General features: G+C 40.9%; 18 protein-coding genes and 1 tRNA gene. 10 read left to right on the forward strand and 9 right to left on the reverse strand.

The features are described from left to right. Window positions 1-54: 54 nt before the first annotated feature. The gene (gene ilvD, locus VB620_RS10830; protein WP_323196156.1) at window positions 55-1,746 is read left to right on the forward strand and encodes a dihydroxy-acid dehydratase; all 1,692 of its coding nucleotides are present in this window, start codon (window positions 55-57) and stop codon (window positions 1,744-1,746) included. A 319-nt stretch (window positions 1,747-2,065) separates the two neighbouring features. On the opposite strand, the gene VB620_RS10835 is transcribed toward ilvD, so the two are convergent. From VB620_RS10835 to VB620_RS10875, 9 genes are all read right to left on the reverse strand, one after another. Then, window positions 2,066-2,986 carry an NAD(+) kinase gene (locus tag VB620_RS10835; RefSeq protein WP_323196157.1) on the reverse strand — a complete coding sequence of 307 codons (921 nt, stop codon included), beginning with the start codon at window positions 2,984-2,986 and terminating at the stop codon, window positions 2,066-2,068. A gap of 6 nt (window positions 2,987-2,992) precedes the next feature. Beyond that, window positions 2,993-3,298, reverse strand: a complete 306-nt coding sequence (gene nuoK / locus VB620_RS10840; RefSeq protein ID WP_323196180.1) for an NADH-quinone oxidoreductase subunit NuoK — start codon at window positions 3,296-3,298, stop codon at window positions 2,993-2,995. An 82-nt stretch (window positions 3,299-3,380) separates the two neighbouring features. Further along, entirely contained in the window at window positions 3,381-3,995 is a 615-nt protein-coding gene (locus tag VB620_RS10845; protein ID WP_323196158.1) for an NADH-quinone oxidoreductase subunit J, read from the reverse strand. Window positions 3,996-4,113: 118 nt separating this feature from the next. Next, on the reverse strand, window positions 4,114-4,707 hold the full coding sequence (gene ndhI / locus VB620_RS10850; protein WP_323196159.1) for an NAD(P)H-quinone oxidoreductase subunit I: 594 nt from the start codon (window positions 4,705-4,707) through the stop codon (window positions 4,114-4,116). An 83-nt stretch (window positions 4,708-4,790) separates the two neighbouring features. Further along, on the reverse strand, window positions 4,791-5,909 hold the full coding sequence (gene nuoH, locus VB620_RS10855) for an NADH-quinone oxidoreductase subunit NuoH (protein ID WP_323196160.1): 1,119 nt from the start codon (window positions 5,907-5,909) through the stop codon (window positions 4,791-4,793). Between the two features lie 344 nt (window positions 5,910-6,253). Beyond that, window positions 6,254-7,390 carry a citrate synthase gene (locus VB620_RS10860; RefSeq protein ID WP_323196181.1) on the reverse strand — a complete coding sequence of 379 codons (1,137 nt, stop codon included), beginning with the start codon at window positions 7,388-7,390 and terminating at the stop codon, window positions 6,254-6,256. 135 nt (window positions 7,391-7,525) lie between these two features. Then, entirely contained in the window at window positions 7,526-8,020 is a 495-nt protein-coding gene (sixA, locus tag VB620_RS10865; RefSeq protein ID WP_323196161.1) for a phosphohistidine phosphatase SixA, read from the reverse strand. Between the two features lie 170 nt (window positions 8,021-8,190). Then, complete coding sequence (locus tag VB620_RS10870) at window positions 8,191-9,477, reverse strand: DHH family phosphoesterase (protein WP_323196162.1); 1,287 nt, start codon at window positions 9,475-9,477, stop codon at window positions 8,191-8,193. Between the two features lie 548 nt (window positions 9,478-10,025). Continuing rightward, a complete protein-coding gene (locus VB620_RS10875) occupies window positions 10,026-10,523 on the reverse strand; it encodes an HNH endonuclease (RefSeq protein WP_323196163.1) in 498 nt (165 codons plus the stop codon). Between the two features lie 274 nt (window positions 10,524-10,797). Between VB620_RS10875 and alr the strand changes: the two genes are divergently transcribed. The 9 genes from alr to VB620_RS10920 all read left to right on the forward strand — a co-directional run bounded on the left by alr (window position 10,798) and on the right by VB620_RS10920 (window position 20,659). Continuing rightward, entirely contained in the window at window positions 10,798-11,985 is a 1,188-nt protein-coding gene (gene alr, locus VB620_RS10880; RefSeq protein ID WP_323196164.1) for an alanine racemase, read from the forward strand. A 79-nt stretch (window positions 11,986-12,064) separates the two neighbouring features. After that, a tRNA-Leu gene (locus VB620_RS10885) sits at window positions 12,065-12,146 on the forward strand. A gap of 256 nt (window positions 12,147-12,402) precedes the next feature. After that, window positions 12,403-16,020, forward strand: coding sequence for a CHAT domain-containing protein (locus VB620_RS10890; RefSeq protein ID WP_323196165.1), 3,618 nt, complete (start codon window positions 12,403-12,405; stop codon window positions 16,018-16,020). Between the two features lie 10 nt (window positions 16,021-16,030). Then, a complete protein-coding gene (locus tag VB620_RS10895) occupies window positions 16,031-16,393 on the forward strand; it encodes a hypothetical protein (RefSeq protein ID WP_323196166.1) in 363 nt (120 codons plus the stop codon). Window positions 16,394-16,576: 183 nt separating this feature from the next. Next, on the forward strand, window positions 16,577-17,962 hold the full coding sequence (locus VB620_RS10900) for a hypothetical protein (protein ID WP_323196167.1): 1,386 nt from the start codon (window positions 16,577-16,579) through the stop codon (window positions 17,960-17,962). An 18-nt stretch (window positions 17,963-17,980) separates the two neighbouring features. Then, the gene (locus VB620_RS10905) at window positions 17,981-18,184 is read left to right on the forward strand and encodes a hypothetical protein (protein WP_323196168.1); all 204 of its coding nucleotides are present in this window, start codon (window positions 17,981-17,983) and stop codon (window positions 18,182-18,184) included. Window positions 18,185-18,715: 531 nt separating this feature from the next. Continuing rightward, on the forward strand, window positions 18,716-19,711 hold the full coding sequence (locus VB620_RS10910; RefSeq protein WP_323196169.1) for a response regulator: 996 nt from the start codon (window positions 18,716-18,718) through the stop codon (window positions 19,709-19,711). A gap of 68 nt (window positions 19,712-19,779) precedes the next feature. Continuing rightward, a complete protein-coding gene (locus tag VB620_RS10915) occupies window positions 19,780-20,157 on the forward strand; it encodes a response regulator transcription factor (protein ID WP_323196170.1) in 378 nt (125 codons plus the stop codon). Between the two features lie 4 nt (window positions 20,158-20,161). Next, complete coding sequence (locus VB620_RS10920; protein WP_323196171.1) at window positions 20,162-20,659, forward strand: chemotaxis protein CheW; 498 nt, start codon at window positions 20,162-20,164, stop codon at window positions 20,657-20,659. Window positions 20,660-20,764 lie beyond the last annotated feature (105 nt).

Consider the following 20,764-nt stretch of genomic DNA (forward strand, 5'->3'; position numbering starts at 1 on the left):
CACGTATGCGTGAGAAAATTAATTCATATAATTGATGGCACAGAAGGAAAAAAGATGTCAGAGAATTTAAAAAGCCAAGTAGTTACCCAAGGCGTGCAGCGATCGCCTAATCGAGCTATGCTGCGGGCAGTGGGTTTTCAAGATGAAGATTTTAATAAAGCCATTGTGGGCATTGCTAATGGCTACAGTACTATTACTCCCTGCAATATGGGGATTAACAAACTAGCGCAAAGAGCAGAAATTGGTGTAAAAAGCGCCGGAGCAATGCCGCAGATGTTCGGTACGATTACCATTAGTGATGGTATTTCCATGGGGACTGAGGGGATGAAATATTCCCTGGTATCGCGGGAAGTAATTGCTGATTCCATCGAAACCGCCTGTACTGGGCAAAGTATGGATGGTGTTTTGGCTATTGGTGGCTGTGATAAAAATATGCCAGGGGCAATGCTAGCGATGGCGCGAATGAATATCCCTGCTATTTTTGTTTATGGTGGCACAATTAAACCTGGTCACTACGATGGTAAAGATTTAACAGTTGTTAGTTCCTTTGAAGCCGTTGGTCAATACAGTGCCGGCAAAATTGATAAAGATGAACTTTTAGCCGTGGAACGTGAAGCTTGTCCCGGTGCTGGTTCCTGCGGTGGAATGTTTACAGCCAACACCATGTCTTCCGCTTTTGAAGCAATGGGTATGAGTTTACCTTATTCTTCCACAATGGCAGCTGAAGACGCGGAAAAAGCCGACAGTACGGAAAAATCAGCCGTTGCTTTAGTAGAAGCCATTCGCAAGCAAATCTTACCTCGCCAGATTATCACCCGGAAATCCATAGAAAATGCCATTTCCGTAATTATGGCCGTGGGTGGTTCCACAAATGCAGTATTGCACTTTTTAGCGATCGCTCGTGCAGCTGGAGTCGAACTCACAATAGACGACTTTGAAACCATCCGTGGACGTGTCCCTGTGTTATGCGACTTAAAACCCAGTGGTCGATATGTCGCCACAGACCTGCACAAAGCCGGTGGGATTCCCCAAGTCATGAAAATGCTGCTTGAGCATGATTTATTACACGGTGACTGCTTAACTATTAGTGGTCAAACAATAGCCGAAGTCTTAGCAGATATCCCCGCAGAACCACGCACCGACCAAGATGTTATCCGTCCTTGGAATAATCCGATGTATGCTCAAGGACACTTAGCCATCCTCAAAGGTAATCTAGCCACAGAAGGGGCTGTAGCTAAAATCACCGGAGTCAAAAAGCCAGTTATTACTGGACCCGCACGGGTATTTGAGTCTGAAGAATCCTGTTTAGACGCTATTTTGGCAGGTAAGATTCAAGCAGGTGATGTGATAGTTGTTCGTTACGAAGGACCCAAAGGTGGCCCTGGAATGCGAGAAATGTTGGCTCCCACCTCAGCCATTATCGGTGCTGGATTAGGCGATAGCGTAGGTTTAATTACTGATGGACGCTTTTCCGGCGGTACTTACGGTATGGTAGTTGGTCACGTAGCCCCAGAAGCAGCCGTTGGTGGTGCGATCGCCCTTGTAGAAGAAGGTGATACCATCACCATAGATGCCACCAATCGCCTATTGCAATTGAACGTCTCAGATCAAGAATTAGCCAGTAGACGTGCCAATTGGCGACCCCTTACCCCACGTTATACCAAAGGCGTACTAGCTAAATATGCCAAATTAGTATCTTCTAGCAGCGTTGGTGCAGTCACAGATTTAGACTTATTTAATGATTAGCCATTAAATATCCACAGATGAGCGGTGTCTTAAAAGTCTCCGACTCATCTATAGCAACCGCCAAGGAAGTTAGGACAGAAACAGATCATGAAACCTTTACAATTAGCGAGTTTCCAGCCTGTTACCTGCGATGCACTGAGCAGTTCGACAGGCTCACTGTAACACTTGTCGAAGTGTTCCCTGTTCCCTGTTCCCTGCTATAAGAGAGATATTTCCCAATTTACAACTGCGGAAAAACCCCCGAAAATATCCGGGGGCTGGCATAATATTATTTCCACAGATAACTTGTAGTAAAAGCGCTTGGTACGCACCGAATAAATCAATTACGGTGATTATTACTGTAGCGAACCCTTGTACCAGCCCAAAGCAGCTTCTCTCGCAGTGTCTGATAATATGAATTGTTCTCTCGTAAAATAATAAACTTAGCCCGACAATCGGCCATCCGCACATCAACGCGATGTCCAGGCCAAATGGAAGTAGATAACACCCCATCCATCCACAATTTTGTACTCAAATCATAGTCTCCCAAAGGCCAAATGCTGACCACAGAACCAGGAGGTAGAACTAGAGGGCGACTAGAAAGACTCATGGGACAAATGGGAGTGATAGTCACCGCTTCCATTCCATCATGCATAATCGGGCCACTAGCAGAGACAGTATAACCAGTAGAACCAGTGGGAGTGGAAATAATCAAGCCATCCCCCACATATTGATCGACTACCTCACTATCAATTTCCATTTCCAGAATAGAAGTAATCATGCGGTCAGCAGAAGCCGGTTTCACACAAAATTCGTTCAAAGCCAAGTAACGTTCGGTTACAGGTTCCAAATTTGTGTAATTACCTTCATAGACGGCCGCTTGCAACATCATCCGTCGCTGGATAGCATAGCGATCTTCAAATAGCCGATCCCAAACCTTCTCTGTATCTTCAAACTCATCTACAGACTCAGTTAAAAAACCCAGATGACCGCCAACATTCACACCCAGAATAGGTATACCAGCTGGGGCTAAATGTCTAGCACTGGTTAAAACAGTACCATCACCACCGAGTACCAAAGCCAAATCAATGGGTTGAGTTGCAGAAGCCAAAAACACCGGGTAAGGGTTATCTTTCGGCCCACTAGGCCCCATCAATACCTGACAATGGCGGTTTTCTAGTTGTTTAGCACAGAGTTCAGCCCAGCGTTTACTCTGGGAATCTCGTGCTTTATAAGCAATGATTACCTGCTTGAGTTGCACGAAAAATTACCACTTCAGGAGATTAAACTGCTCCATATCAACGGTGTCACGGTTACGATAAATCGCCAGCACAATTGCTAAACCCACCGCCGCTTCAGCAGCTGCCACGGTAATCACAAATATGGTGAATACCTGACCCTTAATTAAAGTTGAATCGAGAAAATTGGAAAATGCCATTAAATTCAGATTAACAGCATTCAGCAGTAACTCAATGGACATCAATACCCGTACAGCATTACGACTGGTGATTAAGCCATAAATGCCAATACAAAACAAAGCTGCTGCTAGTAATAAAAAATACTGGAGTTGCATGGATTCTGGTGTTCCTTCTAATAGCTTGCCCGGCATAGCCATAAAAAATCTGGCTTTTTACCTGCAATATTATTTCCAAATGTTACTCTTTTGTTTCGCTACCCGCCGATACTAAGTCTCTGGGACGTTCTGGCAAATTCAAAACATTCTCTGGCAACTGTGAGGATAGTGATTGTTCAGGTAAGTATTCACGACGTGCCAAAATAATTGCTCCTACCATTGCTATCAGCAATAATACTGAAGCTAGTTCAAAAGGTAGTAAAAAATCAGTGAAGAAATGCTCACCAATCACAACTATAGAACTTTCTGGAGCTACAGCACCAGGTGTTGAGTATGCCCAAGGAGTCCCTAATACCATCACGCTCAATAAGCCAAATAAGCCGAGACTGACCAACGCTGTCAGTACTTTCCTCAGCCCAGCATTGGGAAATGGTGCGAAATCTTCCCGCTTGTTTACCAACATAATGGCAAACAAAATTAGTACGTTAACCGCACCAACATAAACGAGAACTTGTGCTGCTGCTACAAAGTCACCATTTAGCAACAGGTAAATTCCAGCCATGCTGATAAATACGCCTCCCAGCATAAAGGCAGAATAGACAACGTTAGAGAACAGCACTACTCCTAAAGCTGCCCCAATCATCATCACGCCCAGTATACCTAAGGCAACAAACTGTACTCCTTCAGCTAGATTCACTTTTTCTGATCCTTTTTGATTTCCAATAAATGTTAACTGGTAAGTAGTACAGCAAAGCGGAGATCGAGATATGATTCAAAAAAGTTAAATTTTGAATTACGAATTCCGCCCAGCTGTATTATCCAGTGGTCTTTTCTGTTTGTTCTACTAGGTCTTCTGGGCGAGAACCGGCACGAGGTGCATCAGCAGGTACTCCGTGAGGTTCCATTACACCCTTGGGCAAGTAAGCTAGTTCTCGCAGTGGCGTAACCATTGGGTCATTGGTGACTTTATAAGGCAGACGACCTAGCGCTACGTTGTCATAGTTCAATTCATGGCGATCGTAGGTGGATAGCTCATATTCTTCTGTCATTGATAGACAGTTAGTTGGGCAATATTCCACACAGTTGCCGCAGAATATACAAACTCCAAAGTCAATGCTGTAGTGTTTGAGCTTTTTCTTTTTGTTGGCTTTCTCAAATTCCCAATCCACTACAGGTAGATTGATGGGACAAACCCTTACACAGACTTCACAGGCGATACATTTATCAAATTCAAAGTGAATCCGTCCACGAAACCGTTCGCCAGGAATCAGTTTTTCGTAAGGGTACTGTACAGTGACTGGGCGACGTTGCATGTGGTCAAAAGTGACAGCTAATCCTTGACCAATGTAACGTCCCGCTTGTACGGCTTCTTTGGCGTAATCACCAACTTGTTTTAGGAACTTTAGCATTTTCGTGTCTCTCTCTCTTTTCAATTTGGGATTTCGGATTTTAGATTTCAGACTTAATCTAAAATCTAAAATCTAAAATTGGGTTATCCACCAAAGGCGACGGGAAAGGCAAGTTTCAGAGCTGCGGTTACTAGAAGATTAACCAAAGCTATTGGTAACAAAAACTTCCATCCTAAATCTAGCAGTTGATCAATCCGCACCCGTGGTACTGTCCAACGCAATAAGATGGCGATAAACACTAATACGTAGGCTTTGATGAGGGTCATGACGATACCCAAAGACGCGGTTGCGACTTGCAACACGGGATCTAATTCACTGATTCCTAGCCAACTAGCTATGAGTTCCACGGGAATGGGAAAGTCCCAACCACCCAGGTATAAAACTGCTACTAGTAGGGCTGAAAGCACTAGGTTGACATAGGAACTTAGGTAAAACAGAGCGAATTTCATGCCTGAGTATTCGGTCTGATAACCAGCGACGATTTCTTCTTCTGCTTCTGGTAAGTCAAAGGGTAAGCGTTCGCATTCTGCTAGGGCTGCTATCCAAAAAATTAGTAACCCTACTGGTTGCCGCCAAATGTTCCAGCCGAGGATACCATAACCAGATTGCTGGTTAACAATATCAATGGTACTGAGACTGTTAGACATCATGACTACGGCTAGCACGCTCAATGATAGGGGTATTTCGTAGCTAATTGATTGAGCCGCCGCCCGTAAGCCTCCTATGAGGGAATACTTGTTATTGGATGCGTAGCCAGCCATTAATAATCCAATGGGGGCGATGCTAGAAAAGGCAATCCAGAGGAAGATTCCCATGCCGACATTGGTAATTACAATGTTCTGTCCAAAGGGGACAATTAAGTAGGACAGAAATACTGGCAGTACGACTAAAATGGGGCCGATGGTAAATAGCCAAGGGTCAGCTTTAGCTGGAACGATATCTTCTTTAAATACCAGCTTGAGACCATCGGCTACTGGAGCTAGTAAGCCAAATGGACCAATAAATTCTGGGCCAATGCGCTGCTGTACTGATGCGGAAATTTTCCGTTCTAGCCAAACACAAACTAGCACCCCTACTGTGGCTCCTATGAGCATTAGTATCATGGGCAAGGGCATCCATATGGCTTTGGCTGTCCCGGCTGGTATTCCTAAATCCATTACGGATTGAATAAATGTTCCTTGGAGGTCAATTCCTGAATTCATGTTTCCGCTCTTGTAAGTCAATTGAAGTATGAAGTGTGAAGTTATAAGGTATAAAATTCGATTCCTTCATGCTTCATCCTTTTATGCTTTGATGAAGACGTTTGATTGCAGATTTTTGCCAATTCCCATGCCTAGTATATCGTCGGATGGTTTTCACCCAGTGAAGCTATACAAGAACTTCTACTTATGCTTAGGATTAGGATTTCTTTGGCTAGGTGAGATGGGGGTGCAGAGGGATCTCCTCTACATCCCCTGGATTTCTCCACTCTCGCCTCACAAGTCATGACAAAACCTCTGCCGGCTTAATGGCAATGGTTTAATGTGACTGAGAATCCAACGGCCAGTTAACGCTGATCCATGGGGTGGTAAGGAACCTCATGCTTGCCGTTATAAATCTGGGTAGGTCGGAATATGCGGTTTTCTGCGAGTTGTTCTTTCCAGTGGGCTAGCCAACCGGCAACACGGGCGATCGCAAATATTGGTGTAAATAGGTCTGTGGGAATGCCCATTTTCCTATACACTAAACCTGAGTAAAAGTCAACATTAGGATAAATCCCTTTGCCAGCCAGTTTTTCGGCTACGACTTTCTCCATCTCTAGGGCAATGTCATAGTATTTGTCATGCCCAAACTTGGCAAATAATTGTTCTGCCAGGTTTTGTAAGACTGTAGCTCGTGGGTCTTTGACTTTGTAGACCCGGTGTCCAAAGCCCATGATCTTGGCTTTGCGTTTCAGCAGGTCTTCTACATAGGGGCGCACATTTTCCACTGTGCCAATTTCTTCCAACATCTGAATCACTTCTTCGTTGGCCCCACCATGCAGAGGACCGCCCAGGGTTCCTACGGCACTAGCAACGACAGCGTAGGGGTCAGTCAAGGTGGAAGCTGTCACCCTAGCACTGAAGGTAGAAGCGTTCATTGTATGCTCGACATGAAGAATCAAGCAGATGTCGAAAATTTTGGCCGCTAAAGGATCTGGTTCTTTCTCATTGAGCATATAGAGAAAGTTAGCGGCGTAGTCTAAGTCATCACGAGGCTTAACGGGGTCATTGCCTTTTCGCATCAACTGAAATGCAGCTACCATTGTGGGAATAGTCGCTAACAACCGCACTACGGCATCTCGGATGTAGGCAGGGTTATGTAAATCCCGACGCGAATAAAATAAGCCTAAAGCCGCAGCTGAGGCTTGTAAAGCATCCATCGGGTGACCGCTTTCTGGAAAGCATTTCATCATATCCCGAATGCGGTATTTTATTCGTCTGTGATAACGAATATCATGCTCAAACGTTTCCAATTCTTCTTTGCTTGGCAGTTCACCCCAGATTAAGAGATAAGCAGTTTCCAGAAATGAACTGTGTTCTGCTAGTTCCTCAATCCGGATGCCACGATATTCTAGAATTCCCTTCTGCCCATCAACATGACTAATACTTGATTGGGCCGCGGGAATGCCTTCTAAACCAGGCTTGTATTCGCACACCATCATGGCAACACCATTTGTTTGTTGAGATATCTGATTGTGCAAGGCACACGCTCCGCGAACACGCTAACTGACCAGAAACTATTGTCGCTATCACAGTCACTGATGTCACAACATTTATGGAAAAATGTTGCAAGGCTGTTATAGCAGGTACTTGGGCGGTGTCAACCAAAACATTTGACTACGACCCAGAGGTGAACCTATTTCTGGTAGTTTTATCCCGATCATACCTGCTTTTTTCAAGACTAAACTGTGTTTGACTTTTCCCCACAGCAGAATTTCTGCCCAATTACTCAAATCTGGTTCATGTCCTACTAAGGCAATATGGGTATTTTGCGGATAATTTTTCGGTTCTAACCAGTAATTCAGCCAAGGGTCAATATTACCGTTGGGGGCTAAATGAGTGGATTCTTCCCAGGCGTTACTCAATCCGGCTGTTACCATAATTTCTGCTGTTTGGCGCGCCCTAACTAGGGGACTGGTGATCATCACATCAAATTGCAAACCGAGGTGTTTAATTTTTTGGGCAACTTTTTCGGTTTTTTGTCGTCCTTCTTTGGTAAGACTCCGCTCTTCATCTTTGATGTCTGGTTGCCTTTCTTCAGCAATGCCATGACGAATTAAGTATAATTCCATTTTTTTAGTGGTGAGTTAAAAGTTATACATATTCATTGTCAGAAATTCATACCAAAATAGGGGTTTAGCATAACTCTTGGGGCTGAGAATAGCCACGGTAAACCCCTACTGAATCAATGTTTTGTCAGGTTCTGGTTGATTGAATTGACTGAGGATACATTGTACTAAGACTACTCAGATTGAATTGGGTCGTCTTGAGGATTTACCAACTTGAGTAGCTTTTGTTTGATTTGAGAATCATATACTTCCCATTTCAGTTTGGCATAGGCGGAATTTTCGTTACTTCCAGATAAGAAACCCATAGGAATTTCAAAACCACCAGCGCCTGTCCGTCCACCACCAAAAAATCGGCCTGTATTATCTTGTCCAAAGGCTTCTTTAATAAACTCATCTGGGTCAAGGGTGAGTTTAGCGGTTCTCAGGGAGCCAATGACTACTTCTAGTTCGTCTTCGTCGTGAACAATACCGAAAACTACTGCGGTGTGAACGTTTTCTTCACTGACTAGGAAGTCGGCCGCTTGGGGAATAGCATCCCTGTCTTCGTAGCGGAGATAACCAACGCCAGCTATGGAAAAATTATTCTGGACAATGCGGTTTTTGAGCGATCGCTCGATCACATCCATCACCCGCTTGGAACGATTTGCCTGTAAAATGGCATTCAGCAGTTGAGCATCATAAAATCGACTCAAATATGCTGCTGCCATGAAATCTTCTTCTTGGGCTTGCATCAATCGATTGGTATCTGACCGCAACCCATGCATCAACGCTGTAGCACATTTGACGTGTTGGCCGATGCTGCTATCTAAAGACAATAAACCCGATTGCAGATACTGGGTAAAAATTGTGGATGTAGCTCGGACATTCGGACGAATATCAATAAACTCTGACTTGTGTTCCGCCTGTAAAGTGTGATGGTCAATGACAGCAATCAAGGGAATTTTTGCCTGCTTTACAGCTGTCATGAGCTGACTTGTGGTTCCCTGGTTGTCAATGAGGATACAACCTTGATATAGTGACAGGTCTTTGCTTTTGAGGACTTGGGATGTCCAGCGCTGGGCGGGTAATCCCGTTAGTTTAACTAAAGCAATATTTTCTTGATGACTTAGAGTACCCGCATAAATAATTTCGCATTTGATATCATATTGCTGAACTATTAATTGGTAAGTCCAAGCACAAGATAGAGCATCTGGGTCGGGGAAATCTTGTAGAATGACCAGATGTCTTTCATGTTGGTGTGCTAAAAGAGTTTTTTGTAGTTCTTCAGATTTCTGAAAAGCTAGGGAATTTAGCCGTTGTCCTAAATTTTTGCCATTTACTGGTTCGCCATTGGCTGATGGTAAGGATGGCTTTGTGAATGAAGCTTCCACGGCTATTGGGTCGATATCAGTGTCTTCTGGGCTAGGTTCTGTGGTTAATAAAAAGCTTTCTGATGGTTTCAAGGAAGAATTCAATTGCATAGGGGACATCTTGATACGTTTGAGCCTCCACTGATTGGTAAAAAGACAATATGATCAACACTGAACTTTTTGAGAGACAGATTCTGATCTTCGCAAAAATATAGGGTTTTTGACATACTTATCTGGGTATATTTTTGGGCAATTTGACTAGTTGGCAATGTGCTATTGCGTACAAATTGCCTTGAGATAATAAAAATAAAATTTTTTAATTTCAAATATGATTTATATTTTTAATTACCAGAATAGTGTATGAATATATTCCTGATTGTAGGAGAATATTTCCGAGTCACGGTGCTATTTTACAATATTCTGAGGTAAGATATGAATCTTGTAAGTCATTTCTCTAAAATATCAGCCATAATCCTCTAGCAGATGCTGCAAAACATCCGGGATTATTTGTAGCCTAAATTGATGAAAGCCAAAGACTGTCTTTAAACATCAATACGTCCGAAATCGTCTCTGGCTGGTGGTTATTGCAATAGCAAGATAAAGTTAACAGCCATAATAGGTGACAATAATTACAGCTTTTGAAACTTATTCTGGCAGTGTCAAAGGCCAATTACATATTTTTGCCACTCGTTATGCAGTCCGCTCTTAAGATGTTTGCTGACCTCAAAATAAAGGCTGCTATAAGGTTGTCGTGGAGGATGACGCAAAGGCATATGGGCTTCATAAGGTGTGCGGTTGCCTTTTTTGACATTGCAACGGACGCAAGCTGTGACAATGTTTTCCCAGGTATCTCCCCCGCCGCGCGATCGCGGTATAACATGATCTAGGGTTAACTCATCCCCGGTATAACCACAGTATTGACAGGAGTGACTGTCACGGTGCAGGATATTTCGGCGAGTGAGAGGAATTTCTTTGTAGGGTACACGCACATAGTGACGCAACCGAATTACAGTCGGCAACGGAAAATCTGAATAAAGAAATCTACCGTTATGTTCAATGCGTTCTGCTTTGCCTTTAATCAGCAGAATCACAGCACGCCGCCAACTGGTGATGTTGAGCGGTTCGTAAGATGCGTTTAGGACTAAAACCTTCCCCATGGGTTAACGCTCGAGGTATTAGTTTTACATATATTAACACAAATATGTTCTCCTGGGGAGATGGGAAGAATTTATACTTTCTTGACACTCCCCGCTATAAAACGGGGATTCTTGGTTCAACGAAACCACGTAAATCTCATACTTAGGTGTCTTGTGTAAATTCCCTAATCAACGTAAACTTCCTGTTTAACTCTGATGTCGCTTTTAATAGTGTGAATAAAAATCCATAGACGATCACTGAAGCTCAAGAGTGGTGTGACAGGAGGATTAAAAAATGTTAAGTGGCAAGGAAACCCCTACCTTTACTGACCAACAACAATGTGATACCTATGCTTGGTTCTCCCAACGTGCTTGGGTAGAAATTGATTTAGGGGCGTTATCGCATAATGTCCGGCAACTAGTACAATTTTTATCGCCACGCACACAATTAATGGCAGTGGTAAAAGCTGATGCTTATGGACATGGAGCGGTGACTGTGGCTCAAACAGCCCTGCAATCGGGAGCTAGTTGGTTAGGAGTGGCTACTGTTCCAGAGGGTATTCAATTAAGGGAGGCTGGGATAAAAGCTCCCATTTTGATTTTAGGTGCTGCCCACACACTAGAGCAAATTCAGGCGATCGCCCATTGGCAACTCCAGCCAACTCTATGTAGTCCTCAACAAGCGCTGATTTTTTCCGATATTTTAGAAACAATTAATGATGGATCTCCTCTACCCGTACACATAAAATTGGACACGGGAATGTCTCGCTTGGGAACTAACTGGGAAGATGCGGTGGAGTTTGTGCAATTAGTACAAAATTTACCTCACATTGAGATTGCCAGCATTTATTCCCACTTGGCCACAGCAGATGATCTAGACCCCACATTTATGCAAGAACAGCATAAACGATTTGAGCGGGCGATCGCCCAACTGAAAAGCATCGGCATCAATCCACCGTGCTTACATTTAGCTAACTCAGCCGCCACTCTCACAAATCCCGCCTTACATTACGACATTGTGCGAGCTGGTTTAGCCATCTACGGACTTTATCCCGCCACTCATTTACAAAATGTGATTAACCTCAAGCCAGTTTTGCAACTCAAGGCGCGAGTCACTCAAGTCAAAACCATCGCCGCCGGTACTGGTGTCAGTTACGGTCAAAAATTTATTGCACCTCAAGAAATGCGCCTAGCGGTGGTTGGTATCGGTTACGCTGATGGAGTCCCGCGCCATCTTTCCCAGCAAATGCAAGTTTTAATTCGTGGTCGGCGTATACCACAAATTGGCACAATTACAATGGATCAGTTAATGCTCGATGTCAGCAGGATTCCTGATTTACAAGCCGGGGAAATAGTCACCCTACTAGGCGAACAAGGACAGGAAGAGATTTCAGCTAATCATTGGGCAGAAAAATTAAATACTATTTCTTGGGAAATTCTCTGCGGATTTAAACATCGTTTGCCTCGTGTGGCAGTAATGTAAAGACATTGGGTATGAGGAAAATAATTTTCCCATTTCCTCTTCCCATATAAAATTTTTTCTGCTACTATAGTTAACTGATGCGGATGTGGCGAAATTGGCAGACGCGCTAGATTTAGGTTCTAGTTCCGAAAGGAGTGAAGGTTCAAGTCCTTTCATCCGCACTTTAAAAAAGTTGATTAACCTCCAAGAAGAAATTCCTGGGGGTTTAAATTTTAGATATTCGTGTTTATGTGACTATTTTTTCTCACTGTACTTTGTAAGGGGACAGTATGGCTCAGATAGCGATCAGACTCAAGCTGTGGGATTGAAGAAAAAATCAGAGCGTAAGCATCCTAGCCGTAAAAAGTTAGTTGAGGCGATGAGTTAAATAAGCTTTTCTGGAATTGAGGGCGTTGGCGTTGAATTACTCTCATAATTATGTTGTGTCTCGCACCCTTACCCATGAAGAAACAGCGTCAGGAAGCCTATCTCAACCTTATCCAAAGTCTATTGAGTTTTCGTCCTAATGAAAAGAAAATCCAAGAAATTTTGGCAGCAAACCAAGAATTACTTGATGCTGATTTTCTGCAGGTACTAGAAGTTGTGGCAGAAGTTAAATCAGAATCAGGACAGGAAAATATTGCCAATTGGTTGCGAAATTTGGCAATGAAAGAATGCCGCGACCGAGCTTACTTTAATCTAATTGAAAGTTTGCTGAATTGTGGCAATGATGATGAAATTTTAGGAACTTTGATAGCGAATCAAGAGTTAATTGATGCTGGCTTCTTCCGCGCAGTAGAGATAATGGCGCAAATATATTCTCAGAATGGGCATGAGAGTACAGCAATTTGGTTACGAAATTTGGCAGCTAGTCAATACCGTCACCAGGAATATTCTAAGCTAATTCAAAGTCTGTTAAATTGTGGCAGTGATGATGAAGCTTCAAAGACTTTGGCAGAAAATGAAGAATTAATTGATGCTGGCTTTTTCCGGGCAGTAGAGATAATGGCACAAATATTTTCTCAGAATGGGGAAGAGAACATAGCAAACTGGCTGCAAAATTTGGCAATGCGCCTGAAGAAGTCACAATTTCTGAGTGAAGTGCTACAAGCAGTAGCTAATAATAGCGATGATTTAGAAACGATTTACCCCTTGCTGGAAAAGAACATAGACAAACTTGATGGGATGTTAGCAGAAATACTACTCAGTTTGGGAACAAGTATAAAGAAAATGGAATTGGATATAGCAAAATCTCATGCATCATGTATTGTTGAATATAGTAATCTAATGCAAAAGTTTCCTTTAGGAGACAAAGCCAGCAACATAGAGATTGCGATCGCTGGCTATGAAGCTGCGCTACAAGTACATACCAGGGAAGCTTCGCCAGAAGGTTGGGCAACAGCGCAAGATCATCTCGCTAGTGCTTATAATGAAAGAATTAAAGGAGACAGGACAGAGAATATTGAAAAAGCGATCGCTGCTCATACTGCTGCTTTAACTGTCAGAACCAGGGAAGCTTTGCCTGAAGATTGGGCAGTAACGCAAAATAACCTTGCGAATGCCTATTGTAACAGAATTAAAGGAGACAGGGCAGAGAATATTGAAAAAGCGATCGCTGCTGCTACTGCTGCTTTAACTATCAGAACCAAGGAAGCTTTACCTGAAGATTGGGCAATAACGCAAAATAACCTTGCAAATGCCTATTGTGAAAGAATTCAAGGTGACAGGGCAGAAAATTTTGAAAAAGCGATCGCTGCTTATACTGCTATTTTAAGCGTCAGAACCCAGGAAGCTTTGCCTGAAGGTTGGGCAAAGGCGCAAAATAATCTTGCTGCTGCCTATTACGAAAGAATTAAAGGAGACAGAGCAGATAACATCGAAAAAACGATCGTTGCTGCTACTGCTGCTTTAACCGTTTTCACTAGAAAAACTTCACCACAAGCTTGGGCAAAAACACAAAATAATCTCGCAAATGCCTACAGCGATAGAATTAAAGGAGACAGGGCAGATAACATCGAAAAAGCGATCGCTGCTTATACTGCTGCTTTAACTGTCACAACCAGGGAAGCTTTACCTCTAGATTGGGCTATGACGCAACATAATATCGGTCGCGCCTACAACCTTAGAATCAAAGGAGACAGTGCAGATAATATCGAAAAAGCAATCGCTGCTTATGATGCTGCTTTAACTATCTACACCAAGGATGCTTTGCCTTTAGATTGGGCAATAACGCAAAATAATCTCGCAGGAGTTTACAGGGATAGAATGAAAGGAGACAAGGCAGAAAATATTGAAAAGGCGATTACTTGTTCCCAAAACGCTTTAGAATTTATGACTTATGATGCTTTTCCTCAAAAGTATGGAGAAGCTTTGTTCGGACTAGGAATCGCTTACCAAAACGTAAATCAGCTTAACTTAGCACACAATGCTTTTGAGTCTGTCATTGCTACCATAGAATCTTTACGAGAAGAAATAGTATCTGGAGAAGAAAGCAAACGCAAACAAGCGGAACACTCTAGCGAAGTTTATCGCCGTATGGTGGAAGTTTGCTTGGAACTAGGTAAGAAAACAGAAGCAATTGAACACGTTGAACGAAGTAAAACCCGCAATTTAGTTGAACAAATTCTCGAACGTGACTCTAGAACCATCTTCCCTCCAGATGTAGTCACTAAACTAGAAACATACAGGGATGAAATAGCCACAGGACAATATCAAATCCAAAATGGCAAAGCTGAAAATTCCCAAGTCCTAGCACAACATCTCCAAAAATTGCGACAGCAGCGTAATGAATTGCAAAACCGCTATTTACCCGTTGGTTATGGCTTTAAATTTGATTCCTTCCAGCGTACTTTAGATGATCGTACAGCCATTCTTGAATGGTATATTCTCGACGATAAAATTCTGGCGTTTATTGTCACACAAACAGGAGAAGTAAAAGTTTGGCAATCCTCAACAGAAGATAGAGAAGCTTTCCTAAATTGGGGAAATAAATATTTGCGGAACTACTACACTCAAAAAGACCAATGGCAAAATAGCTTAGGGGAAGAACTCAAAGAATTAGCTTCGGTTTTGCACATTGATAAAATATTAACCCAGATACCAAAGCACTGCGATAAACTCATCCTAATTCCCCATTTGTTCTTGCATTTATTCCCTCTTCATACAATTCCAGTTAATCAAAATTCCGAAAATTCGTCTTGTCTTCTAGATTTATTCCCTGGTGGTGTGAGTTATGCACCCAGTTGTCAACTTTTGCAACAGGTACAAAAACGGGAACGTCCTGATTTTCAATCCCTGTTTGCGATTCAAAATCCCACAGAAGACCTTGATTTCACGGACTTAGAAGTAGAAACCATATTATCTTACTTTCCCTCCCATCAAGTATTAACCAAAAAACAAGCCACAAAAGCTGCTTTATCCCAAGCCGAAAGACAATTAAAGCAAGCGAATTATCTTCATTTTTCTTGTCACGGTTCCTTCAATTTTAATTCTCCTCAAAGTTCCTGTTTAATATTAGCAGATGCTTATGTTTCTCCTGAATTTGCTGATATTGATCCCAATAGGTATGTAAAAATATCGAAATATAAAGCTGTAGATTTAACTGAGTGTTTGACATTAGGTAATTTATTTGAACGCACCCTCGACTTCAGTCAAACTCGTCTCGTGGTTCTCTCCGCTTGCGAAACTGGCTTAATTGATTTCAATAATACCAGCGATGAATATATCGGCTTACCCAGTGGCTTTATCTATGCAGGGAGTAGCAGTGTTGTAAGTAGTTTATGGACAGTAAACGATTTATCAACATCATTTTTGATGATTAAATTCATTCAAATTTTGCAGAATGCGACAGAGATATCAGTACCACTGGCGATGAATAAAGCACAGCAGTGGTTGCGAGATGCTACAAAAGAGGAGTTACAGGAATGGACTAGTCAATTGCCTTTGAATCCACTACAACAAATACAATTAATGTTGTGGTTTAATGACAAGGAAGAAAATAGTCAACCTTTTAAATCACCATTTCACTGGGCTGCATTTACTGCTACTGGTAACTAGGATTATAATTATGTCATTTGCTGTACAAAACTTAGCTGTCTTTATCGAGTTACTGAAAAATCAACCCGCTATATTTTCTCAGGAAAATTTTACTGAATTAGAGGAATTAATCGCTCCAATACCAGACGATGTTGATAAAATATCAATTGCCATCGCTGGCTGGTATCAAAAACATCCCAAGATTCTCAATTCTCAGCTAGAACTGCTCAAAGAATATTCAAATAATTCAGATAGTTCTCTCAAAGCACCAGGAAAAGAACGAGCAAATAAAAATATTCCTGAATACGAACTTGATAAAAAGACTATACTGAATGAAATTCAACAAAGTTCGTCATCTGCTAAGAAGACAGAAAAACAAAATCCTAATAGTTGATATTTCTTATCATCCCAATTTTTGAAAAAATTTAGAAAAAAAACAGGACTTACGCAAAACTTACTTCAAATACTGTCATTGCGACGTAAGGAAGCAATCTCCAACCCTAACGTTTCGTTAAAATGCGTAAGTCCTAAAAAAATTCGGATATCTGGACACCAATAAATTTATCATCAATCTAAAATGGATGATCTTTTAACAGGAAAAGTAGCTTATCCTAAACTAACTCTCTATGCCTTTCATTTGAAGCATAGCCTGTCACAAAAACCCAAACAGCCTGTCAAAAATGCCAACAATTTATGGCTAAAATGCCAGCAGATTGGTAAAAAAATTGGTGTTCCTAAATTAGAAGCTTTACCTGAACTGATTGAAAAAGCCAATAATCAAAAAACAAGCATCACGGGAGAAATCCTGGATGATATTTTAACTTTCACTGGCATCCAACATCAACAAAATTTACACTTAAGCGGTGAAGCTAATCCCTTAGAAATTCACGATACTTATGCACTTGATTTAACCTTACGTTATCCCCATCCAGAAGTAAAATTTGCTGATTTACGAGGGCTAAATCCAGATAATTGCTTACTTCCTGAAAATATTACTGCTTCTCTAGGGCAAACTCTCGTATTTTTTGCTCAACCTGTAGGCAAAATAGATAATGAACAAACATTTGCTGATGCTTGTGCCAAAGCATTATTATCAACAGCAACTTTTAACAAACTAAATATTAAGTCTCAGCAACAAGGCAAATTTTTAGGTAGTCCGATATTTGAATATAATAATGATGCTGATTCTCCCCAAGCACAGTGTCATTTATTAATTTGGTTAAATACTAATGACGTAACTACAGAATTAGAAACTAAGGGAGAATATTATTATCCTTTAATTGACGTACTGCTTTGCCGCAGTAAAATTATTTATGCTCGTGCGGAAGCTATATGGTGTTATGAACAAGCTAGAGCAGCATATTCTGATTTAGAAAAATATAAGCAAGAATTTCAAGAACAAAAAAATAATCCTGTAGAGGTCAAATTTACTAAATTTAATCAATTGCTTCAGGAAATACCAGAAATTTCTTTTGATTATATTGATTATTTAAGGGATTTAGAACTGCACAAAACTACAATTAAAACTAATAGCAAAAATTATCGTTTATATCTTAATAAGCTAAACAAAATATGCTTACAGTCAGATAATTTAGAATTCTTATCTAACTTCTTAGAATTGGCTGAAGATACTTTTATCGAACAAATCAACACTAACTTAGCTTATCTTACTCCCGGTCAAAACCTCTTTGACCAAATGATTGCTACAATTCGTGGCATAGTAGAGGTAGAACAAACTAAAAGAGATAGATCCTTAGAAAACACCATTCAAACATTAGGTATCGCCTTTGGTGGCGGTGCAATAGTTTCTGGTGTTGTCACCGGACACATAGATAAACCATTTGCAAAGATAAATTTGAAGTACCCAGTTCATCCTCTACTATCATCCTTGCTGTGGAGTTTTCTGGCTACGGCCTTTTTCTGGTTGTTGGCGTGGTTGTTTACCAAACGTAAGTGGAGTTAGAACAAGTTATCCTCATCTATGCTATGTCAAACAGTAGGAATAATCTTGCTGTGCGATCGCACAAATTTTTTTGAACAACCATATCAATTCAAGGACTTAGTTAATTCCACACCTTTTTTTGGTCTTATTCTCAACCCTTCTGATACTCAGCCATCTCAGCAAAAGTCATCAAACACCTTTTATAAACTCCTAACTCGCAGAAAGCAGGTATTTGAAACCTAGCATCACATTTGGGCTTGGAAAGTAAACACAAATTATGGCTATATCTTCGGCTGGCGTACCCATCGCATTCTGCCGTATAATAATCACCACACAAGTGGGTTCATACTGTACCCACTCTAGTAGCCCACGGTGTATACACAAGTTGCAACTTTAATCAATCACCCCATAACTGTACTCAAACCCAACGAAACCAAGTTTCAGAATGAATAGTAATCAACTTTGTATACTTTTCATGAAGTGATCATCTCAGACTTGCCAAATTGGTTTTATTTAAGTATAAATATTTACATATACTGGCAACAACTCAGGGGCTAGAGTGATTCGCCAAATATATCCCAAGATATTATCATAAGTCAGTAAATTTACATTGAGAGATGTGATAATCGGAAAAACCCTGTTATCAATCTAATTTTAACCATACATTTCTTCGTCAAAATTTTGTACCATACACTACCAAAAACTATTAATTAAACTTTATTGGAAATTGTAGCCCAGCTACTGTCCAAATTTAGCTGAAGAAATACAACCAAAATGAACACGACTCATCTAAGTGGCTACTCGTTACCCCAGAAACTGTATCCCGTCTCTTTATTAGGACAACTAACTAAGCGCCATGTAACTGGTTGCTTACGTGTATCTACGCAAACGGCTACTTGGTCAATTAATCTAGAGGATGGTAAACTAACCTACGCTTCTTACTCTGAAAAACTGTTTGACCGTTTGGATGATCATTTACAGCGCTTAAGTCAAAAAGCTACAACTATTGACACTGCTACCCGCGTGCAAATGCGACTGATGTTTGAATCAAAAAATCAAGATCAGTCTATGCAGTATCCAGATTATCAAGCAATTAACTGGTTAGTCAAGCAGCAATATATTACCTCCACCCAAGCAGAAACACTGATACGTGAATTAGCCCAAGAAGTGTTAGAAACATTTTTGCTGTTACGAGAAGGGAATTATGAGTTTTATCGGGAAAGTACCTGGGATAAGTTACCAAAGTTCTGCCATTTAGATTTGCAGTTACTAGTGGAACACTGTCAAAAGCAGTTAGCAAATCGGAAAAATATCCAGCCACAAGTTAACGGTGGTTCAGTTTCATCGGTTGTATCGCCGACAAATTCGGCTCAAGTTTCTCATTCTCAGCCAATTGTGAAAAATAGGCTATATACAATTGTTTGTATTGATGATAGCCAAACTGTGTTGAAGTCTATAGAGCTTTTTTTAGATAGTAGTCAATTTTCCGTAGTGACAATTAAAGACCCGGTGAAGGCATTAATGCAAATTCTGCGGAGTAAACCAGACCTGATTTTACTAGATGTGGAAATGCCGAATTTAGATGGCTATGAATTGTGTTCTCTATTAAGGAGACATTCCGCTTTGAAGGATACCCCTATTATTATGGTGACGGGTAGAACAGGATTTATCGACAAAGCTAAAGCCAAAATGGTCAGGTCATCAGGTTATTTAACCAAGCCTTTTACACAACAAGAATTACTCAAAATGATGTTTAAATATCTTGATTAGTTTAGTCATTTACATGAATAACATTTAGTTTTATGTAGGTGGAATTTATACTATGGGGAGATTTCAGAATGAGTGTGACCTTAGTTGGTAAAATTTTAATTGTAGAAGATTCACGGAGTGAATTAGAACTAATGACCTATTATCTCCAGGATAGTGGTTATGAGGTGATTAAGGCTGCTAGCGGCAAGGAGGCTTTAGAAAAAGTTTTATCAGAACATCCAGATGTAATTGTTACTGATGTCGTTATGCCAGAAATGAGCGGATTTGAGTTGTGTCGTTCTCTGAGAAAAAATCCCGTGACTCAAAATCTACCAATAGTTATTTGTAGTTCTAAAAATCAAGAAATTGATAAAATATGGGCTATAAAACAAGGCGCTGATGTCTATTTGACTAAGCCATATACAAGGGAACAGCTATTAGCAGCTATTAAATCGGTAGTGGTTTAAACTAATGAATGATTCAAGAATTATAATTGAGCAACAATCTATTCAAGGAAAATCAGAAAATAGCTATCTCAAGTTTTATTTAAATCAAGAAACTCCGGCTATTTTATCTATGAATTATACTCAAGAAGCTGTGAAGATACCAGTTGAGTCTGTAACTTCTATGCCGAATATGCTGCCTTGTGTATTAGGATTAATGAATTGGCGGAATCGGGTTGTTTGGGTAATTGATTTACCTAGAATGCTAAATTTAGAATCTTTAGATGGTAGATTAAAGCAATATCAGATTGTGGTAATTCAGGTGGAATTGCTCCTTTTAGGGTTAGTTGTTCATGATATCAAGGGTGTGACTAAGTTTATGTCTGATGATATTCAATCTCCTGTGGGACAAGTCGCATCGAGTTTAGTACCTTATTTAAGCGGCTGTGTGATTAAAGAAGAAGAAATTTTACTGGTTTTGGATGCAGTATCTCTGGTAAATTCTCCAATATTTGGTAATGATTAGGTGCTACTAAAAGCTAAATTGTGATTGTGCTGATTTAGTGATGTTGAGCTTAAAATACTCAGTCAGCATCAGAGGTAACGGGTAATAGTTATTATCGGAATTATT

This window comes from Nodularia harveyana UHCC-0300, assembly GCF_034931085.1.
Taxonomy (GTDB): domain Bacteria; phylum Cyanobacteriota; class Cyanobacteriia; order Cyanobacteriales; family Nostocaceae; genus Nodularia; species Nodularia harveyana.